Origin of the sequence: Micromonospora sp. NPDC048063, assembly GCF_043202855.1 — a bacterium.
In the GTDB taxonomy this organism is placed as follows: Bacteria; Actinomycetota; Actinomycetes; order Mycobacteriales; family Micromonosporaceae; genus Micromonospora.
This window is the reverse complement of sequence record NZ_JBIDBG010000019.1, coordinates 1-18,798: the sequence shown is the minus strand read 5'-3', so window position 1 is coordinate 18,798 and position 18,798 is coordinate 1. Positions and strand designations below refer to the sequence as shown.

At 72.0% G+C, this 18,798-nt stretch carries 20 protein-coding genes; 14 read left to right on the top strand and 6 right to left on the bottom strand.

Annotated elements, in window-relative coordinates:
* Window positions 1–35: 35 nt before the first annotated feature.
* The 3 genes from ACGFZ2_RS29380 (at window position 36) to ACGFZ2_RS29370 (ending at window position 3,071) form a co-directional block, all read left to right on the top strand.
* Window positions 36–1,010: a LacI family DNA-binding transcriptional regulator gene (locus ACGFZ2_RS29380; RefSeq protein ID WP_393269196.1), complete on the top strand. Its 975-nt coding sequence runs from the start codon at window positions 36–38 to the stop codon at window positions 1,008–1,010.
* Window positions 1,011–1,089: 79 nt separating this feature from the next.
* On the top strand, window positions 1,090–1,863 hold the full coding sequence (locus ACGFZ2_RS29375) for a 6-phosphogluconolactonase (protein ID WP_393269198.1): 774 nt from the start codon (window positions 1,090–1,092) through the stop codon (window positions 1,861–1,863).
* Window positions 1,860–3,071, top strand: a complete 1,212-nt coding sequence (locus tag ACGFZ2_RS29370; RefSeq protein WP_393459120.1) for an N-acetylglucosamine-6-phosphate deacetylase — start codon at window positions 1,860–1,862, stop codon at window positions 3,069–3,071. Before ACGFZ2_RS29375 ends, ACGFZ2_RS29370 begins: the two co-directional genes overlap by 4 nt.
* Before the next feature lie 90 nt (window positions 3,072–3,161).
* Here ACGFZ2_RS29370 and ACGFZ2_RS29365 read toward each other — a convergent pair whose 3' ends face one another.
* Window positions 3,162–3,917, bottom strand: a complete 756-nt coding sequence (locus ACGFZ2_RS29365; protein ID WP_393459117.1) for a GAF and ANTAR domain-containing protein — start codon at window positions 3,915–3,917, stop codon at window positions 3,162–3,164.
* Between the two features lie 247 nt (window positions 3,918–4,164).
* On the opposite strand from ACGFZ2_RS29365, the gene ACGFZ2_RS29360 reads away from it, so the two are divergent.
* Window positions 4,165–4,527: an STAS domain-containing protein gene (locus ACGFZ2_RS29360; protein WP_393459114.1), complete on the top strand. Its 363-nt coding sequence runs from the start codon at window positions 4,165–4,167 to the stop codon at window positions 4,525–4,527.
* Between the two features lie 179 nt (window positions 4,528–4,706).
* Here the strand turns inward: ACGFZ2_RS29360 and ACGFZ2_RS29355 are convergent, their stop codons facing one another.
* Window positions 4,707–5,120 carry an MmcQ/YjbR family DNA-binding protein gene (locus ACGFZ2_RS29355; RefSeq protein WP_393269208.1) on the bottom strand — a complete coding sequence of 138 codons (414 nt, stop codon included), beginning with the start codon at window positions 5,118–5,120 and terminating at the stop codon, window positions 4,707–4,709.
* Between the two features lie 93 nt (window positions 5,121–5,213).
* On the bottom strand, window positions 5,214–5,978 hold the full coding sequence (locus ACGFZ2_RS29350) for a hypothetical protein (protein WP_393459111.1): 765 nt from the start codon (window positions 5,976–5,978) through the stop codon (window positions 5,214–5,216).
* 203 nt (window positions 5,979–6,181) lie between these two features.
* Here ACGFZ2_RS29350 and ACGFZ2_RS29345 point away from each other — a divergent pair, with 203 nt between their 5' ends.
* The 3 genes from ACGFZ2_RS29345 (at window position 6,182) to pdxY (ending at window position 9,952) form a co-directional block, all read left to right on the top strand.
* Window positions 6,182–7,621, top strand: coding sequence for a sugar porter family MFS transporter (locus ACGFZ2_RS29345; protein WP_393459108.1), 1,440 nt, complete (start codon window positions 6,182–6,184; stop codon window positions 7,619–7,621).
* 483 nt (window positions 7,622–8,104) lie between these two features.
* Complete coding sequence (locus ACGFZ2_RS29340; protein WP_393459105.1) at window positions 8,105–8,935, top strand: hypothetical protein; 831 nt, start codon at window positions 8,105–8,107, stop codon at window positions 8,933–8,935.
* Between the two features lie 165 nt (window positions 8,936–9,100).
* Complete coding sequence (pdxY, locus tag ACGFZ2_RS29335; RefSeq protein ID WP_393459102.1) at window positions 9,101–9,952, top strand: pyridoxal kinase PdxY; 852 nt, start codon at window positions 9,101–9,103, stop codon at window positions 9,950–9,952.
* Window positions 9,953–10,066: 114 nt separating this feature from the next.
* Here pdxY and ACGFZ2_RS29330 read toward each other — a convergent pair whose 3' ends face one another.
* Window positions 10,067–10,465, bottom strand: a complete 399-nt coding sequence (locus ACGFZ2_RS29330; RefSeq protein WP_393459099.1) for a hypothetical protein — start codon at window positions 10,463–10,465, stop codon at window positions 10,067–10,069.
* Window positions 10,466–10,553: 88 nt separating this feature from the next.
* On the opposite strand from ACGFZ2_RS29330, the gene ACGFZ2_RS29325 reads away from it, so the two are divergent.
* The 3 genes from ACGFZ2_RS29325 to ACGFZ2_RS29315 all read left to right on the top strand — a co-directional run bounded on the left by ACGFZ2_RS29325 (window position 10,554) and on the right by ACGFZ2_RS29315 (window position 13,192).
* The gene (locus tag ACGFZ2_RS29325; protein WP_393459096.1) at window positions 10,554–11,411 is read left to right on the top strand and encodes a GyrI-like domain-containing protein; all 858 of its coding nucleotides are present in this window, start codon (window positions 10,554–10,556) and stop codon (window positions 11,409–11,411) included.
* The gene (locus tag ACGFZ2_RS29320) at window positions 11,408–12,397 is read left to right on the top strand and encodes a BtrH N-terminal domain-containing protein (protein ID WP_393459093.1); all 990 of its coding nucleotides are present in this window, start codon (window positions 11,408–11,410) and stop codon (window positions 12,395–12,397) included. Before ACGFZ2_RS29325 ends, ACGFZ2_RS29320 begins: the two co-directional genes overlap by 4 nt.
* Window positions 12,398–12,535: 138 nt before the next feature.
* Window positions 12,536–13,192 (top strand): SGNH/GDSL hydrolase family protein, encoded by a 657-nt coding sequence (locus ACGFZ2_RS29315; protein ID WP_393269229.1) that lies wholly within the window; start codon window positions 12,536–12,538, stop codon window positions 13,190–13,192.
* A gap of 161 nt (window positions 13,193–13,353) precedes the next feature.
* Here ACGFZ2_RS29315 and ACGFZ2_RS29310 read toward each other — a convergent pair whose 3' ends face one another.
* Window positions 13,354–13,599 carry a hypothetical protein gene (locus tag ACGFZ2_RS29310; protein ID WP_393459090.1) on the bottom strand — a complete coding sequence of 82 codons (246 nt, stop codon included), beginning with the start codon at window positions 13,597–13,599 and terminating at the stop codon, window positions 13,354–13,356.
* 166 nt (window positions 13,600–13,765) lie between these two features.
* Between ACGFZ2_RS29310 and ACGFZ2_RS29305 the strand changes: the two genes are divergently transcribed.
* The 3 genes from ACGFZ2_RS29305 to ACGFZ2_RS29295 all read left to right on the top strand — a co-directional run bounded on the left by ACGFZ2_RS29305 (window position 13,766) and on the right by ACGFZ2_RS29295 (window position 16,400).
* Entirely contained in the window at window positions 13,766–14,248 is a 483-nt protein-coding gene (locus ACGFZ2_RS29305) for a GNAT family N-acetyltransferase (RefSeq protein ID WP_393459087.1), read from the top strand.
* A 54-nt stretch (window positions 14,249–14,302) separates the two neighbouring features.
* Entirely contained in the window at window positions 14,303–14,947 is a 645-nt protein-coding gene (locus ACGFZ2_RS29300) for a hypothetical protein (protein ID WP_393459084.1), read from the top strand.
* A gap of 130 nt (window positions 14,948–15,077) precedes the next feature.
* Window positions 15,078–16,400 carry a hemolysin family protein gene (locus ACGFZ2_RS29295; RefSeq protein WP_393459081.1) on the top strand — a complete coding sequence of 441 codons (1,323 nt, stop codon included), beginning with the start codon at window positions 15,078–15,080 and terminating at the stop codon, window positions 16,398–16,400.
* Window positions 16,401–16,433: 33 nt separating this feature from the next.
* On the opposite strand, the gene ACGFZ2_RS29290 is transcribed toward ACGFZ2_RS29295, so the two are convergent.
* Window positions 16,434–16,844, bottom strand: coding sequence for a PaaI family thioesterase (locus tag ACGFZ2_RS29290; protein WP_393459078.1), 411 nt, complete (start codon window positions 16,842–16,844; stop codon window positions 16,434–16,436).
* Between the two features lie 79 nt (window positions 16,845–16,923).
* Between ACGFZ2_RS29290 and tyrS the strand changes: the two genes are divergently transcribed.
* A complete protein-coding gene (tyrS, locus tag ACGFZ2_RS29285; RefSeq protein ID WP_393269245.1) occupies window positions 16,924–18,210 on the top strand; it encodes a tyrosine--tRNA ligase in 1,287 nt (428 codons plus the stop codon).
* Window positions 18,211–18,798 lie beyond the last annotated feature (588 nt).

The window sequence follows — 18,798 nt, the reverse complement described above, 5'->3', positions numbered from 1 at the left end:
AGCGAGCGCGGCGACACCCGAAACAGGAGGACCGAATGAAGCGGCCGACGATCTACTCGATCGCAGAGGCGTGTGGCGTGTCCGCGTCGACCGTCTCGCGTGCCTTCAGCCGGCCGCACGTGGTCAACGCCGAGCTCCGGGAACGCATCCACGCCGCGGCCCGCGAGGTGGGCTACCAGCCCAACAAGGCCGCGCGCGGCCTGGTGACCGGGCGGACGGGCCTGATCGGGCTGCTCGTCCCGGACATCACCAACCCCTTCTTCCCGCCCCTGGTCCGGGCCATCCAGCAGGCGGCCGACAAGCTGGACTCCTCCGTGCTGCTCGTCGACACGGAGGAGAGAGCCGCCGCGGAGCCCCAGCTCATCCGTCACCTCGCCGGCCAGGTCGACGGCCTGCTGCTGGCGTCGCCCCGGTCCTCGTCCGGGCTCAAGGACAGGGTGAACGACCTGCCGTGCGTCGTCATCAACCGGCGGATCCGGGGGTTGCCGGGCGTGACCTGCGACAACACGCGCGCCCTGCGGGCCGCCGGCCGGCACCTGGAGCAGCTCGGTCACCGCCGGGTCGCCATGATGCGCGGTCCCTCCGCCTCGTGGGCGGCGCGTCAGCGGGCCGACGCGATCCACGCGTGGGCGGTCCGGTCCGACGTCACGCTGGTCGACCTCGGGCCCTTCGCGGCGTCCTTCGAGGGCGGGCTGGCGGCGGCGAGGGCGCTGCTGGACACCGACTGCACCGCCACCTTCGCGTTCGACGACCTGATGGCGTGTGGCGTCCTGGCGGGACTTGCCGACGCCGGGGTGCGGGTGCCGGAGGAGCGCAGCGTGATCGGCTGCGACGACGTGCTGCTGGCGCGTACCGTCACGCCCCGCCTGACGACCGTGACGGCCCCGGTGCAGCGGCTGGGACACGTGGCCGTGGAACTGCTGCAGCGCTGCGGCTCGGGTGAGCCGACCGCGGAGATCCGCCTCGACGGCGAGCTCACCCTCCGCGCCTCGACCGGTCCCGCCGCCTGACCGCCGCCGCAACGTGTTGACCCGCCGACGCTTCGTCGTTAGGGTCTGTGCAACCGATTGCAGAGCCTGAGGAGACGGAATGGGCATGCCGGCGGGGCTGAGCGCGGACGACGTGACCCTGCACGTGACAGCGGATCCAGCTGGCGCCGGCGCCGGCGCCGCACGCGTCGCCGCAGACGTCATCCGTGGCGCGATCGCGTCCCGTGGCAGCGCCCGGATCGTGCTGGCGGCGGCGCCCTCGCAGCAGGAGATGCTCGCGGCGCTGGTACGCGATGCCTCGATCGACTGGTCCCGGGTGCACGCCTTCCACATGGACGAGTACGTGGGACTTCCGCAGACGCATCCCCAGGCGTTCGGGCAGTGGTTGCAGGAGCGGTTGTCGGTCGCCGGGCTCGGGTCGTTCGCGCGACTGCGGCCCGAAGCGGACCCGGTCACCGAGGCCGTCCGCTACGCCACGCTGCTGGCGCAGGGCCCGATCGACCTCACCTGCATGGGCATCGGCGTGAACGGACACATCGCCTTCAACGAGCCCGACGCCGCCCGCTTCGACGACCCGGCCGCCGTGCGAGTGGTCGAACTCGACCCGGTCTCGCGTCAACAGCAGGTCGACGAGGGGTTGTTCGCCCGCCTGGAGGACGTGCCGGCCCAGGCGGTCACCTTGACCGTGCCGACGCTGCTGAGCGCGAACTCGATCGTCGTCACCGTGCACGGCCGGCACAAGGCGGCCGCGCTGAGGCTCGCCCTGACCGGACCCATCGGCCCGGCCTGCCCCGCGAGCGCGCTCCGGACGCACCGATCGGTGTCGGTGCACGCCGACGCGGCGGCCGCGAGCGGCCTGGACGAGCTGACGTGATCCCACCGGGGCAGCAGACGCGCATCGAGGGCCGGCTCGCCGACGGTCGCCCCGTACGGCTGCGGATCTCCGGCGACCGCATCTCGTCCATCGAGGAGACCGAGCCGACGCCGGACCAGCCCACGATCCTTCCCGGGCTGGTGGACCTGCAGGTCAACGGATTCGCCGGCGCGGACGTCAACGCCGACGACGTTTCGGTCGCCACCGTGGTCGAGTTGACCCGGTCGCTGTGCCGCCGGGGCGTCACGTCGTACTGCCCCACGATCATCACGGCCAGCCAGGAGAAGATCCTCTCCGCCCTCGACGTGATAGCCGCCGCCCGCGCGAGCGACCCCCTCGTCGCCGACGTCGTCGTCGGCGTACACGTCGAAGGCCCCTACCTGGCCGACGCGGACGGCCCCCGTGGCGCGCACGACCGGCAGCACGTCCGCGACCCGGACCCGCGGGAGCTCACGCAGTGGCTCGACGTCGCCCCGGGCCTGGTACGCCTCGTCACGCTGGCGCCCGAACGGCCGGGCGCGACGCGGTACGTCCGCGCCGCCACCGAGGCCGGGATCGTCGTCGGCCTGGGACACACCGCCGCCACACCCGAGCAGGTGCGGGCGGCGGTCCACGCGGGAGCACGGCTCTCCACCCACCTCGGCAACGGGTCGCACGCCGTCCTGCCGCGGCATCCCAACCACCTGTGGGCGCAACTGGCGGAGGAGGCCCTGACCGCGAGCTTCATCGCCGACGGTCACCACCTCCCCGCTGACACGTTCACCGCCATGGTGCGGGCGAAGGGCGTCGAACGCTCGGTCCTGGTCAGCGATTCGGCGGCCCTCGCCGGCTGCCCGCCCGGCGAGTACCACACCCCGGTCGGCGGCTCGGTCACCGTGGACGCCGACGGCCGGCTCAGCCTGACCGGCACCGACTTGCTGGCCGGCAGCGGCCGTTCGCTGTTCGACTGCGTCCGGTGGGCGCTGCGGCAGACCAGCTTCGGTCTCGCCGAGGTGTGGTCGATGGCGTCGACCGTGCCGGCGCGGCTGCTCGGATCAGCCGAGCGGGGAGTCGTCGCCGTGGGGGCTCGGGCCGACCTCGTGCTCGTCCGCGGACCCGACGGCCCGCCACGGCAGGCGGAACCCGGGCTGCTCGCCACGGTCGTCGGCGGCGTGGCCGTCCATGCCGGCAACAGCCCATCTGCTGAGTGCGCCGGGGCCGCCGGATGACGACCGATGCGGCTGTCGACCAGGGCCGGCCACCGGGCTGATCGGTCAGCCGCCCCCTGGCCGTGCTGCCGAACCTGCCGCCCTGCGCGGTCAGGTGTGCGGGCGGGGCGCCACGAATCCGGGAGCCGGCTGCGGGGACGTGCCGGTCACCTGCTTGATGATCTCCGCGGCGACGTCACGCAGTTTGCGGTTACGGTGCTGGGACGCCTGCCGGAGCAGGGCGAAAGCCTCCGCGGCGGTGCATCGCTGCTGGCCCATCAGCACACCGAGGGCCTGGTCGATGACGCTGCGGGAGGCCATCGCGTCGGTGAGTTGCCGATGCAGTAGTGCCTGGTCGGCCTGGCGGAGCATGACGGTCAGCGCGGCTGTTGCCTGGTCGGTGAACGTCACGGCCTGCCGGCGTGCCCGCTCATCGAAGGCGGCGGGATCGGTGCCGTACAGGTTCAACGCGCCGACGGTCTCGCCGTCGACCGTCATCGGCAGTGACAGCGAGCTGACAATGCCGAGCCGGAGCGCGTGTTCCCGGTAGCGGCACCAGCGGCCGTCCTCGCGCAGGTCGACGACCTCGACGGCCCGTCCACTGCGCAGGGCCTGGAGGCAGGGACCCTCGTCGGCGCCGTACTGGATCTCGTCGGCCTGGGCGGCGAGGTCGTCGCTGGCGGCGACGGTGAAGTCGCCACCGTCCCGGCGCACCGTCAGCCCGCAGGCCACGGCGGGGGTGACGACCTCGGCCGCGACCCGGACGACCTGGTCGAGGAACACGTCGACGTGAGGCGAGTCGACGAGCAGGGCGAGCAGCCGGCCGTACGCCGAGGCCAGGTGCGAATCAGCAGCATCGGACACCACCGCTACCTCCTGAAACCGTGTCCGTGGGTTCCCACTGAAGTGACGTACCGTCCTGGCCCGCTCCCTGAGGAGCGCCGGTCGGGTGTGTCTGATCAACGAGCGCACGCGCTCGGACGAGGGGGGTGCGCATCGGACGGGACGCCGCTAGGGTCGACGTGGGTTCGGACATGAGCCCAGGACCAGTGCCGCCCACCGACGGTGGGCCGAGCACCGACCCGGTCCGGACATCCTCACCGAGGAGCAGCTCATGTCCGTCCATCAGGCGCCGCACCCGGCACCGTCGGAAATCACCCGCCAGTCCATCCTGTCCCTCGCGGTCGTCGCGGAGGGCCCGGTGACGGTGGTGGAGGTCCGCGGGCCCATCGACATGGGCACCGTGGACCTGCTCGTCGACCTCGTGGACCGGGTGACGTCCGGCCGACCGCTTCCGGTGCTGGTGCTCGACCTGAGCGGGGTGAGCTTCTTCTGCGCGGCCGGGATCACCGCGCTGCTGACCGTGCGCCGGCGAGTCGCCGCACGGGGCTGCTCGCTGGTCGTACGCAGGCCGTCCCGGATCACCGTCGCCGTCCTGAACATGGTCGGCCTCAGGGACGAATTCACCACCGAGTGACCTGCCTTTCGCTCCGCTCTCCGGTCGTACGCCGGGCTGGCGGACCCGTGCTGCCCCTCGGCCACGGGTCAAACTCGCCTGCCGGCAGACGTACCCGAAGTTGATCAACCTAAACCTGGCGGATCGCCGAGCGGTCGCGCAGCGTTGCGCAGGCTCCGCCTGCGGCATTGGGGCCAGTGCTACCTGGCCTCCTGGGCGGCCTTTCTCAGGTCTGGGCTCGACGAATCCGTGTCGTCGAGGTCGCCGGCGAGCGAGTCCGGGGCGCGCATGCGCCACGCGTCGGTGACGAGTTCCGTCAGGCGGTCGACGGTCACCTGCGCCAGGCGCAGCATGACCAGGGGCAGCCCGTCGTACGCGGGCGTGGTGAAGAAGACCTCGGGCTCGCCGAGGAGCAACGCCTGCTTCTCCGCTTCGTCGCCGACGTACAGCACCGCGATGTCGGTGCGGATGAGGCGCGGCGCACCGGGCCTGCGCTCGGGGTAGGACCAGACGAAACCCTTGTCGGCCACCCGGAAGTCGAAGCCGTCACTGTCGATCTCGGCCACGTGAGGCAGCGCCAGTGCCAGGCGACGGACGTCGTCTGCGTCAGCCATCGAGGTTGCTCCCGGACATCGCCTCCCGCACCCGCGCAGACTAATCGCTGCGTCGAACGCGTTCGCCGCCGGCCCGCCGGATCCCACCTTCGGTCAGCTTGCCGAGGTGGTCAACAGGTTCCGGATGGCGGCGGCGATCACCGGGTCCACCGGGAACCGCGCCTCCAGCCATTCCAGGGTGACCCGGGCGGCCGCACGGTTCGCCCGGTAGCCGGGCACCATCGCGGCCAACGGCAACGCCTCCGCCGGATACGCCTGTTCCACCCGCCGGGCAGGATCGAACGGGTCGCGCCGGTGCGGGATGCCGGGGGAGGTGAGCCGGAGCAGGGCGATCACCCGGTCCACGGCGTACGACTGGATGAACCGCGACGCGGACAGCCGTTCGCCACGCAGCTCGCGGTGCAGGCCGACGTAGAGGTTGGTCAGCGCCTCGTTGAGGTGGAAGTCGGGCGTGTCGTACGGCGGGGGGACCGAGGGCTGCCCGCTCTCGGCGAGCCCGGCGGGCGCGTCGGGATGCTGCCAGACGACTCGGGCGCCGGCATAGGGCAGCCGGGTCAACTCGTCGACGGTGAAGACCGCGTACTCGACGAAGATCCCGTCGGCGTAGAGCGCCTTGCGACCGCGGCGGTCGTTGGCGAAGCTGTACGCCACCGGGCAGGGCACCGCGAGCCAGTCGATCGAGTCGACGTAGCGTGGCACGGCGCCGTCGGCGACGACCAGGAAGAAGTCCAGGTCGGAGTGTGCGTCGAACCGATCGTGTTCGTCCCCCGCGGAACCGAGACCGAGCAGGGCCACCGTGTCCGGCAGGGTGGCGAGGTAGGCCGCGAGGTCGTCCAGCCGTCGTAGCGTCGGGTGCACGCCGTCGTCCCTTCCGTGAAGAGTCGACGTTTCAGCCCGTACGGCCGTGGCCGCCGCCGGGGTCGCGACACCGATGTCGCGATGCTATGCCGAGTGGCGGGCGGCGTTCAACGGCGAGTCCCGAGTCGATCAGGCCGTCTCGGCAGCGGCACCACAGCCAACTCAGGCATAACCTCGGGCAAGAATGGTTCAAATCGGGCAATATGGGCAGCGTGGATCAAGGGGGCCCTGCGTCCGGCGATGATGCCGCCAAGACCCCACCCGAGAAACGAGGCGGCGCGCTGTCGATCGCCGCGGCCGCAGCGGTCGGAGGCTTCCTCTTCGGTTACGACACGGCGGTGGTCAACGGCACCGTGGATGCCGTGCAAGCCAGGTTTCACCTGTCCTCCCTGGTCCTGGGGGCGGCGGTCTCCACGGCGCTGCTCGGCAGTGCGGTCGGCGCGTGGTTCGCCGGACCACTGTCGGATCGGATCGGCCGGGTGCGGATCATGCTCATCACCGCGATCGTGTTCGCGGTCAGCGCAGTCGGATCGGCGTTGGCGGTAGGCCCGATCAGCCTCACCGTCTGGCGGGCCGTTGCCGGCATGGCGGTCGGGGCGGCCAGCGTGATCGTGCCCGCCTACATCGCCGAGATCGCTCCTGCGGAAAAACGAGGCCGATTCGGCTCGCTGCAACAACTTGCCATCGTGACCGGGATCTTCGCCGCGCTGCTTGCCGACTACGCCCTGGCAGCCTCGGCCGGGGGTGCCAGCAAGGACGTTCCATGGGGTGGCGAGGCATGGCGGTGGATGTTCGCCTCGGCCGCCGTCCCCGCAGCGGTCTACCTTGCCCTGGCGCTGCGGATCCCCGAGTCACCGCGCTATCTGGTCCGGCGCCGCCGCGGCGAGCAGGCCCGTGAGGTGCTGGAACGGTATGTCGGTGACGGTGTGCGGCTGCGCGAGATCGAGCGATCACTAGCCGGCACGAAGGAGACGATAGACCTGTCCGACCTGCGCGGCGCCACGGCTCGTGACCGCCGCTTCGGGCTGTTGCCGATCGTCTGGACCGGGATCATTCTGGCGGCGCTGCAGCAGTTCGTCGGCATCAACGTCATCTTCTACTACTCCACCACGCTCTGGCGCGCCGTCGGCTTCACCGAGAATGAGGCCTTGGTGACGAGCGTGATCACGAGCGTCATCAACATCGCCGGCACCTTCCTCGCGATCGCCCTCATCGACCGGGTCGGTCGCAAGCCGTTGCTCACCGTCGGTGCTGCCGGCATGGTCGTCACCCTGGGGACCCTCGCCTGGTGCTTCAGCCGCGCCTCCGGCACCGGGGAGAGCCTCACTCTCCCTCCCGGCGTGGATGTCGTCGCCCTTCTCGCGGCCAACCTCTACGTGGTGTTCTTCGCGGCAAGTTGGGGACCGACACTGTGGGTGCTGCTCGGCGAGATGTTCAACAACCGCATCCGCGTCACCGCGGTCGCGGTGGCGGGGTCCGCGCAGTGGATCGCCAACTGGCTGGTGACCATCACCTTTCCGAGCCTCGCCTACGTCAGCCTCCCACTCACCTACGGCATATACACCGCCTTCGCGGCCTTCGCCCTCGTCTTCGTCCGACGCTTCGTCCGCGAGACCAGGGGACGGGAACTGGAGACGATGTAGCGGCCTGAGCCGCCACGGGTGCTGCCGTCGCTGGCGCGACGAGGACGGTCACCAGGGCCAGGGCGATCATGATCGGCGAGGCGCCCAGGGGCAGGCGCGGTCCTGGAAACCGGCGGACACCGGCGTTCCTCCGCTCATGAGTCGGTGGCCTGGCGTACGGGCCGACGACCCGGCGCCGCCTGGCGCGTCCGCGCTGGTCAGGCCACCGGCTGTCGGCGGCGCGCGGGGCTTGGACGGATCGGCGGGAGGACGCCGGTTCGGTGACCGACCATGGGAACCGAAGCATGCCGCCACCCGTCTCAGCGGTCAGACGCGGGAGAGGCGGTACGCATGCGGACGGTTGGCAGGGGAATACTGGTCGCGCTCGTCGGAGTGGCGCTGACCGGCTGTGCCGCGGCGCGGACGGACTCGACCCAGGGAGTCCCGTCCGGCGATTCCGGCGGACAGGGGCGGTGGACCTCGTGCGCCGAGGCGGCACCAGAGATGGCCACGCCAGGATTCACGATCACCGCCAGGGACGCGGCCGTCCTGCCCCGCCTCGGTGGCGACCTCACCCCGGCCGCGGTCGTCATCTGCGGACACGAGCCGCAGCGACGCGTCGACGGAGGTGAGGACATGGTGGCGACGGAACGTCGTAGCGACGACGTCGCCGCCCTCGTCGCCGCACTCCGCCTGCCGGACGAGCCGCGCACCGACGGGCCATGCACGTCGGAGATGCCGTTGGCGCCCTGGCTGGCGGTCGTCGACGCCGACGGCCGGTGGATGCGGCCCGGGATACCCCTCGACCCGTGCCGAAAGCTGCGGGCCGAGGTACGCGCAGCCCTCGACGCGCTGCCGCTGACCACCGTGGCGACCCGGGCGGTCGCCGAGATCGAGTCGGCCGAGGCCGCCGCGGCCGGTTGCAGCCAGCGCTGGGCCGACATGGTCTCGGTGGAGACGACGGCGAACCCGGACGCCCGCCGCGGAGCGCTGCCGAGGCCGTTCCCCGCCGGGCAGCAGGTCCGCCTCTGCGTCTACGACGTGCCGAAGAGTGAGCGGGGGAACGGCAAGCCGGCCGGCGAGTTCGCGCACGGGACGGTGCTGCCGGCGGACCGTCGGACGGCGATCGAGCAGGCTCTGCGGGCTGCCGGCCCGGCGGAGGCGTGCCGCACACACGCCAGCCGCTTCGCGCTGCTGTGGTCCGTGGCCGGTGGCGACCCGCAGACGTACGTCGAACTCGACGGCTGCCGCCGGATCATGGTCGTCGCCTATCCCGGCGGCCCGGTCATCGCCCAGGGCGACGCCGCTCTGGCCGAGCTGATCGACGAGCCGTGACCTGTCGGCGCGGCCACGCCGGCGACCCGCCCGGCCGGAGCCGCCCCCGATGGGGTGGCCGACCGGTACCCGCGATTCCGCTATGACGGAAGGCCCGGAGTGGGTCACCCGACAGAAACGGTGGGCAGTACGGGTGGCACCGGCGGGAACCGGCATGATGAGCCGGTGAAGATCCTGTCCATCCAGTCTTCGGTCGCCTACGGCTACGTCGGCAACTCGGCGGCGGCCTTTCCACTTCAGCGGCTCGGGCACGAGGTCTGGCCGGTCCTGACGGTCCATTTCTCCAACCACACCGGGTACGGCGCGTGGCGAGGGCCGCTGCTGGCGCCGGCCGACGTGGCCGAGGTGATCGCGGGCATCGCGGACCGAGGGGTCCTCGGCAGCGCTGACGCGGTGTTGTCGGGCTACCAGGGCGACCCGGCGATGGGCGCGGTGATCCTCGACGCGGTGGACGAGGTCAAGGCGGCCAACCCGGATGCCGTGTACTGCTGCGACCCGGTGATGGGCGACGCCGGCCGCGGGATGTTCGTCCGGCCCGGCATCCCGGAGTTCATGCGGGACGTCGTCGTCCCGCGTGCGGACATCATCACCCCGAATCACTTCGAGCTGGACTTCCTCGCCGGCCGTACGACGAACTCGTTGACGGAGTTGCTGGAGGCGGTCGACGTGGTGCGGGAGACGGGGCCGCGGCACGTCCTGGTCACCAGCGTGCTCCACGGCGACGTGCCGGAGGGGTCGCTGGAGGTGGTGGCCGTCTCGGACGAGGGCGCCTGGGCCGTGACGACGCCGCTGCTGCCGATCAGCCCGAACGGCGGCGGTGACGTCACCGCGGCGCTGTACCTCGCGCACCTGCGGACGACGGGCTCGCCCGCGACGGCACTGGAACGCACCATCGCCTCCGTCTTCGCCGTACTCGAGGCGACCCTCGCGGCGGGCACCCGGGAGATCCAGCTGATCGCGGCCCAGGACGCGATCGCGGAGCCGCCGACCAGGTTCACCGCCCGGCGGCTGCGCTGACTGTGCGCATAGCGTCGTACGTCTGACGCCTCGCCGGCGGTTCGTGGCCCGGCCACCGGAGAACAGCCGGCCGGACGGGCCAGAGCCCGTCCGGCAGGGATCGGAAATGGCAGGTCATCGAGCAGCGCCGACGAACGGTCGCGCAGACCCGGTGGCCGGCGACTGCGTGCCGGAGCGGCGCGGGAGCAGGAACGGCGTGGCCAGGAGCAGTACGCCGGCGACACCGATCGCGACGCGTACGTCGGTGGCCCCGGCCAGAACGCCCCACAGCGCGGTGAGCACCGCGATCACCAGGACCACGCCGGCCGCGCCGGGCATCACGAAGAACAGGCCGATCGGCCACAGCGCGCGCAGCGCCCCCGAGACGAGCAGGACCCGGCGGCGCCCGTAGCGGGCTTCCAGACGCGGGGCGTTGCGCGGACCCGTGCCGACCGGTTCAGCCCACATGACGTCGAGCTGCCGGCGCGCGGCCCGCGAGGCGCGCCGGTACGTGGCCGGCCCGGCCCGTTCCATGATGATTCGTTCCGTGGTCGGTGCGGCAGGGGCCGGGCCGGGGTTGACCCTCTCCCAGGGGGAGGGGCGAGGCTGGTTGGAGGCGTCGGTGACGGGGTTGATGCCGATCGGGGTGTTCGCGCGAGCGACCCGGTTGTCCATTCGAGTGCTGCGTAACTATGACCGGCTGGGTCTGCTCGTCCCGGCGTCGGTCGATCCGGACACCGGCTTCCGCCGGTACAGCGTCGACCAGTTCCCCCGAGCGGGACTGGTCCGGCGGCTGCGAGAGCTGGAGGTGCCGTTGCCCGAGATCGCCGAGATCCTGGCGGCCGAAACCCCGGAGCAGACCCTCGCCGTCATCGAGCGGCACCGGGAACGCGTGGCCGCGCGGGCGGCCCGGCTCGACGAGATCGCCGGGCGGTTGGGGGCCGTGCTGGCCGATCCGGGCCGCGTGCCGGGCTGGCTACACGTGTACGAACGGTGGCGCGATGCCCAGCCCACCGCCCGCATGCTGGTGCGTACCCCGCTGAGCGGACTGGCCGAGGCGCTGGCGCCCGGGTTCGCGCGGCTGTTCGCCGGCCTCGCCGCGCAGGGGATCGCCCCGGCGGGGCCGGTCGGGACCCGATACCTCAGCGACGACCTCGACGCGGCGGAGTTGGAGGTGGAGCTGTTCGCGCCGGTGGCGCGCCCGCCCCGGCCGACCGCGACGATTGCGCCCGGGGAACTGCCGGGCTGCCTGCTCGCCGCGAGCGTCCACGAGGGCGGCTACGACGACATGGAGACCGCCTACCGGTCGCTGGGACGCTGGATCGCCGAGCACGACCGGGCGCTGGCGGGCCCAGCCGAGGAGCGCTACCTCGTGTCGCCCGCACCCGGCACACCCACGGCCGCGCTCCGCACGGAGATCGCCTGGCCGGTCCGACCCCCGTCCGGCCCGTCCCGACCAGCAGACCAGGAGACCGAATGATCATTGAGAACGTGGCGTTCCCCGCCGGTCGGCACTGCGAGACCACCACGCTCGGTGCCCTGCTGCGCCACGAGGGCGTCGACCTGTCCGAGCCCATGCTGTTCGGCCTCGGCGAAGGTCTGGGCTTCGTCTACTGGGATGCCAAGAGCATGGACTTTCCGTTCCTCGGCGGCCGCACCAAGCCGACCACGATCACCCGAACCGTGGCCGACCGGCTGGGCCTGACGCTGCACATCCAGGAGACCGCCTCGCCCCGTAAGGCCTGGCAGAACGTGGTCGCCGCCCTCACCGCCGGACGCCCGGTCGGCCTGCAACTGGACTCCTACCACCTGGACTACTTCAGCACGAAGGTCCACTTCGGGGCCCACTTCGCCGCGATGTACGGCTACGACGACACCCGCGCCTACCTGATCGACACCGCTCAGCAGGGCGGCGCCGTGACGACCACGCTGACGAGCCTGGAACGGGCCCGCAACGAACGCGGACCGATGACCGCCCGCAACCTCTCCTACACCATCGCCAGCCCCACCGGCCGGCCCGATCTGGGCCACGCCATCCGGGCGGCCATCCGCAACAACGCACACGCCTTCCTCAATCCACCCATCGCCAACCTCGGCCATCGAGGCATCGACAAGGCGGCCCGACAGGTGACACGGTGGCTCGACCGCTCCCGCGACCCGTCCCGCGACCTCCCGCTGGCCGCAACGCTGATGGAACGCGGCGGGACCGGCGGCGCCCTGTTTCGCGCCATGTACCGCGACTTCCTCGCCGAATGCGCCACGATCGTCGACGACGACGACGTCCGCCTCGGTCACCGGCTGTACGCCGAGATCGCCCCGTCATGGACCGAGGTCTCCCACCACATCACGGCCGCCGGAGAAACCGGCGACCCGGACCACCTGACCCGAGCCTCGGTACTCCTCACCGAACTCGCGGCCAGGGAGCGCCACGCCATGCAGATCCTGGCCGGCCTTCGCACCGACTGACCACCGTGGGACCGTTCGGAGTGGGCGGAACGGACCGGCCCCCTACCACGATTGCCCAGCCGACCTCTCAGCCGGGCACGCGTACGATCGCCCTGCCCGGCTCCGGCACCGACCCACGCGAAGCAATGGAGGCTCGTGATGACAGAAGAGATCCCACCCGGCGGACGGGTGCTGTTCATCGGCGACAGCATCACCGACGCGGGACGCAACCGCGAGCGGTCCGACGACCTCGGTGGCGGATACGCCATGATGGCCTCGGCCTGGTTCACCGCCCGGCACCCGCAGCACGCCGTCACCTTCCTCAACCGGGGCGTCAGCGGCGACCGGGTCCGCGACCTGCGTGCCAGGTGGGACGACGACTGCCTGCGGCTCGCGCCGCAGGTGGTGTCGGTGCTGATCGGCATCAACGACACCTGGCGCCGGTACAGTGCCGACGACCCCACCACTGTGGAGGAGTTCGAACGCGACTACCGGCACATCCTCGACCTGACCCGACGGCGGCTCGACGCCGCTGTCATCCTGATCGAGCCCTTCCTCATCCCGCTCGACGACGGACAACGGGCATGGCGCGAAGACCTCGGGCCGAAGGCCGACGTGGTGCGCAAACTGGCCGTCGACTTCGACGCGACGTTGGTGACGGTGGACCACCTGTTCGGTGCCGGAACAGCCGACGAGCAGGTCTGGACGGCGGACGGCGTGCACCTGACGCAACCGGGTCACGCCCTGCTGGCCCAGCAGTGGCTGCGGGCGGTCGCCGCCCGGGACCTGGCAACCGCCCCGACAGCCGTCCCGTGACGATCCGCGAGAGGAGACGGCGGGACCAGGGATGTCCGCCGACGACCTCTCCACCGGGCTCGTCGGCTGGCGGGCGCTGACGGGATCGCTGAGCGGATGGACGACGACCAGCGCGGAGTTCATCACGTCTCGGTCGACAGCCGCGCGTAACCGTCGGGCCGCTACCCGTCGCCGGCGGGGCGCTCGCGCACCACCAGTTCGTCGATCTCCAGCCGGCCGATGCGCAACTCCCGCACGACGGCCCGGCGGATCGCCAGCCGACCGATGGCCAGCGCCCCGACGGCGACGGCCCCGACGGCCAGCGCGCCCACGGCAAGCGCCCCGAGCGACGCCGCGCCCGCCGCCCGCGCGCCCGCCGCCGTGCCGACGGGCCCGCCCGCCCGCCTGCCCCGTACCGCTCGTGTCATCCGCTCATTGTCCGTGCGGCGCCGGCCCGGCGCGCCCGAATCGCGCACCGACGGGCGTCCGTGTCCGCCCTGGGCGTTATCGGGGCGCGGCCGGGCCTGGCGAACGCGGCGGAGCGGACGTGACGCGAGGTCCGCGATGTCACCGCCTGGCCCTATCCTCGGGCCCGTGACCGCCGACCTGCGCCTGCGCCCCGTACGCGACGACGACCTGCCCCACTTCTTCGACCACGAGCAGGACGTCGAGGCCAACTGGATGGCCGCCTTCGGCCCGGAGGACCCGACCGACCGGGCGCGGTTCGACGCGCACTGGCGCCGGGTCCGCGCCGACGAGCGGATCGTCGCCCGCACGGCCGTCGTCGACGACGAGGTGGTCGGCCACGTGACCGCCTTCCCGGTCGGCGACAAGACCGAGGTCAGCTACTGGATCGACCCGCGCCGCTGGGGCCGGGGCTACGCCACCGCCGCGCTCGCCGCCCTGCTGCGCGAGCTGCCCCAGCGGCCCGTGCACGCCCGCGCCGCCAAGGACAACCGGGCCTCGCTCGCCGTGCTGCGCAAGTGCGGCTTCGTCGTCATGGGCGAGGACAGGGGGTACGCCAACGGCCGCGGCGCCGAGGTGGAGGAGTGGGTGCTGGAGCTCGCCGACCGCTGACCCGGCCCCGCGCCCACCGAGCGGGCCGACCCGGGTGACCACTACTCTCGCGGGGTGGACTGGCTGGAACTCATCGGCTGGACCGGCTCGGCGCTGCTGGTCTGGTCGTTGCTGCAGACGCGCATCCTCCGGCTGCGTGCCCTGAACCTGCTCGGGTGTCTGATCCTGATCGGCTACAACGCCGCGGTGCAGGTCTGGCCGATGGTCGGGCTGAACGTCGTGCTGGCCGTGATCAACGTTTGGTACCTGCGCGCCATGCTCGCCACCCGCCACGACGAGGCGACCTACCAGGTGGTCGAGGTCGGCGTGGACGACCAGTTCCTCGCCCACACGCTGCGCGTCCACGGCACGGACATCGCCCGCTTCAACCCCGGCTTCCGCTGGCCGCCCGGCACCCCCGCCGAGCGCTCCGCCTTCCTGGTGCTGCGGGCCGACGAGGTGGTCGGCGTGGTGCTGTCGCACGCCGAGCCCGACGGCGTGGCGCAGGTCGACCTCGACTACGTCACCCGGCGGTTCCGGGACTTCACCCCGGGCGAGTTCGTCTACCGGCGCAGCCGCCTCTTCACCGATCGGGGGTTCCGCCGGGTGGTCACCCCGCCCGGCATGGTCGCCCCCTACTACCACCGGCTCGGCTTCCGCCCCGAGGGCCGCTCGTACGTGCTCGACCTGACGGCCCCGCCGGTCGCCGAGCGAGCCTGACCACTTCCCCGGCCGGGCGAGGATTCACCGGCCGGCCCGGTGGGCACAGACTGGCCTACGCCGGCCGGGTCCTTCGGCCGGCGGTGCCGGTCGTGCGACGGGCACCGGTGGCGCGTGAGGAGAGCCGGGCGTGCAGAGCATCTGGAGCCAACTGGCCCTGGTCGGTGTCCTGGTCGTCCTCAACGCGGTCTTCGCGGGCAGCGAGATGGCGCTGGTCTCGCTGCGGGACAGCCAGGTCCAGCGGCTGGAACGCACCAGCCGCGCCGGCCGGGTGCTGGCCCGCCTCGCCAAGGACCCGAACCGGTTCCTGGCCACCATCCAGATCGGCATCACCCTCGCCGGCTTCCTGGCCTCGGCCGCCGCGGCGGTGTCGCTGGCCAGGCCCCTGGTGCCGCTGCTCGGCGCGCTGGGCGGCGCCGCGGAGACCGTCGCCATCGTGGTGGTCACCCTCGCGCTGACCTTCGTCACCCTGGTCTTCGGCGAGCTGGCCCCCAAGCGGATCGCCATGCAGGCCGCCGAGCGGTGGGCGCTGCTGGTGGCCCGCCCGCTGGACCTGCTGGCCACCCTCACCCGGCCGGCCGTCTGGGCCCTCGGCGCCACCAGCGACCTGGTCGTACGCCTGGTCGGGCTCAATCCCGAGCACGAGCCCGACGAGATCGGCCCCGACGAGCTGCGGGAGATCGTCTCCGGCAACCACGGCTTCACCAAGGAGCAGCGGACGATCATCGCCGGGGCGGTGGAGATCGCGGACCGCCAGCTGAAGGCGGTGCTCGTACCACGGTTGCAGGTCTTCACGCTCGACAGCGGTACCACCGCGGAGGCCGCGCGGCTGCTGCTGGCCGCCACGGGCCACTCCCGGGCGCCGGTGGTCCGGCACGGCGGCCTGGACGACGCGGTCGGGGTGATCCACCTGCGCGACCTCGTCGGCGTCCGCGACGACCGGCCGGTCGACGAGTGCCTCCGCCCGCCGATGCTGCTGCCGGACTCGCTGCCGGTGGTCGACGCGCTGCGCCAGTTCAAGGCCGAGCGTCAGCACATCGCCCTGGTGGTCGACGAGCGGGGGGCGGTCGACGGGATCGTCACCCTCGAGGACATCCTGGAGGAGATCGTCGGGGAGATCTACGACGAGACCGACCGGGACGTGCGTGCCGTGCGCACCGAGCCGGACGGTGCCATGCTGCTCCCCGGCACCTTCCCGGTGCACGACCTCACCGACGTCGGGGTCGAGCTGCCCGGCCGCCCCGGCGGCGACTACACCACCATCGCGGGCCTGGTGCTCACCTGCCTCGGCCACATCCCCACCGTCGCGGGGGAGAGCGTCGCCGTGGACGGCTGGGAGCTGGAGGTGGCCCGCATCGACCACCGCGCGATCACCGGCGTCCGGCTGCGCCGGCCGGCCGCGCCGCCGCGCGACGACGCCGGGGAGCCGGTGCTGGACGAGGTCCGCGGCTGAGCGTCGCCACCGCGCCCCTGGCCGGGGTGCGGGTCAGGCGGGGGAGAGGTTCTGCAGTCGCACCTGGCCGCGGGCGACGAGCTGGGCGTCGGCGTCGGTGATCTCCACCTGCCAGAGCTGCTGGCTGCGCCCCCGGTGTACGGGGGTGCCCACGGCGGTCAGCTCGCCGTCGCGGACCGCGCGCAGGAAGTCGGTCTGGTTCGACACGCCGACGACCCGCCCCCGGTCGCCCAGCCACACCGACCCGCCGACGCTGGCCGCGGTCTCGACCACCGAGCAGTACACGCCGCCGTGCTGGATCCCGAACGGCTGGTGCAGCTCGGGGCGGACCTGCCAGCGGATCACCACGCGGTCCCCGCTGACCTCGTCGAACTCGAGGCCGAGCAGGGCGACGAAGCCGCCCGTCAGATCCGGCATGTCCACGGCGTTCCCCTTCCCGATCATGGCGTCGCCAGCCTACGCCGCCGCCCGCTGCGTAAACCCGCTACGGCGGGTGCCCGGTCATGGGGGAGAATGGGTGACCGTGACCGACAGCAGCCTCCCGCCGCCCGGGCGGGACTCCCTGACCGATGACCTGCGGTGGCGCGGCCTGATCCAGGACTCCACCAACCTCGACGAGCTGCGTACGCTGCTCGACGGGAGTGCCGCCACCTACTATGTGGGTTTCGACCCGACCGCGCCGAGCCTGCACGTCGGCCACCTCATGCAGGTCACCACGGCCCGTCGGCTCCAGCTCGCCGGGCACCGGCCGCTGCTGCTCGTCGGCGGCGCGACCGGCCAGATCGGCGACCCGAAGGAGAGCGCCGAGCGGACCCTCAACCCGCCCGAGGTGGTCGCCGGCTGGGTGGCCCGGATCCGTGACCAGCTCGCCCCCTTCGTCTCGTACGAGGGCGAGAACGCCGCGCAACTGGTCAACAACCTCGACTGGACCGGCGAGATGTCGGTGGTCGAGTTCCTCCGCGACGTCGGCAAGCACTTCCCGGTCAACAGGATGCTGGCCCGGGAGGTGGTCAAGGCGCGGCTGGAGAGCGGGATTAGCTTCACCGAGTTCAGCTACCAGCTGCTCCAGGCGAACGACTTCTTCGAGCTGCACCGCCGGCACGGCTGCCAGCTCCAGTTCGGCGGCTCCGACCAGTGGGGCAACATCGCGGCCGGGGTGGACTACATCCGCCGGCGCGGCGCCGGCCCGGTGCAGGCGTTCACCACCCCGCTGGTCACGAAGTCGGACGGGACGAAGTTCGGCAAGACCGAGGGCGGTGCCATCTGGCTCGACCCCGAGATGACCAGCCCGTACGCGTTCTACCAGTTCTGGGTCAACGTCGAGGACCGGGACGTGAGCCGCTACCTGCGCTACTTCAGCTTCCGTTCGCGGGAGGAACTGGAGGCGCTGGAGAAGGAGACGGCGGAGCGGCCGGCCGCCCGGGCGGCACAGCGTGCGCTCGCCGAGGAGCTGACCACGCTCGTGCACGGCGAGCGGGAGATGGCACAGGTGGTCGCCGCCAGTCAGGCGCTCTTCGGTCGGGGCTCGCTGGAGGAGCTCACGCCGGCGACGCTGCGCGCCGCGCTGACCGAGGCCGGCCTCGTCCACCTCGACGAGCTGCCCGACGTCGCCGGGCTCCTGCGCGATTCCGGGCTGGTCCCGAGCCTGAAGGAGGCCCGCCGGGTGATCGCCGAGGGCGGTGCCTACGTCAACAACAACCGGGTCACCGAGACCGACGCCACCGTGAGTCCGGAGGCCCTGCTGCACGGCCGGTACCTGGTGTTGCGCCGCGGCAAGCGGTCGTTCGCCGGGGTCGAGCTGCGCAGCTAGCCGTACGCCCGTGCCTGTGTGACGGGCGACGCCCCCGGCGGATTTGACGATCAATCCGCCGGGGGCGTAACTTTCTCTCTGCCAGCGCGGAACGGACGAAACGGGGCGAAAGTCCTGGAGGCCGGAGCGTGGCAACGAGCTTCCGGTTCGAGGGGTTGCACTCCTCGGGTTCGGGACCGGGCGGTGCCCCGGATTCGCCGCGAGGCGGATTTGGTGAGGCGGAGTCGACCGGGTAAGGTTCGACGCCGGCAGGAAACCGGGCGAGTTCGCGGGAGACCGCGGCGGCCGGTCTGTCGGAAGCCGCGATCGGAAACGGTGGAAGCCGGTCTGGTCATGGTGCCCGGAAATTGGGTTGAAGTGGTGCGGGTCGCGACAGAGCGGTTTGACACGGCGGAAACCGCCGGGTAACGTAGTAAAAGTGCCCGGCGCGAGAGCGGCGGGGATGTGAACGAAATGCCCCGGGTCGGGGCTCCACGGTGTGGGGTTTCCGGGCGGTGTGTGGTTGTTCTTTGAGAACTCAACAGGGTGCTTGATAAGCCAGTGCCAAATTGATTTATATCCCGGGACTGGTCAGGCCTATTGGTTTGG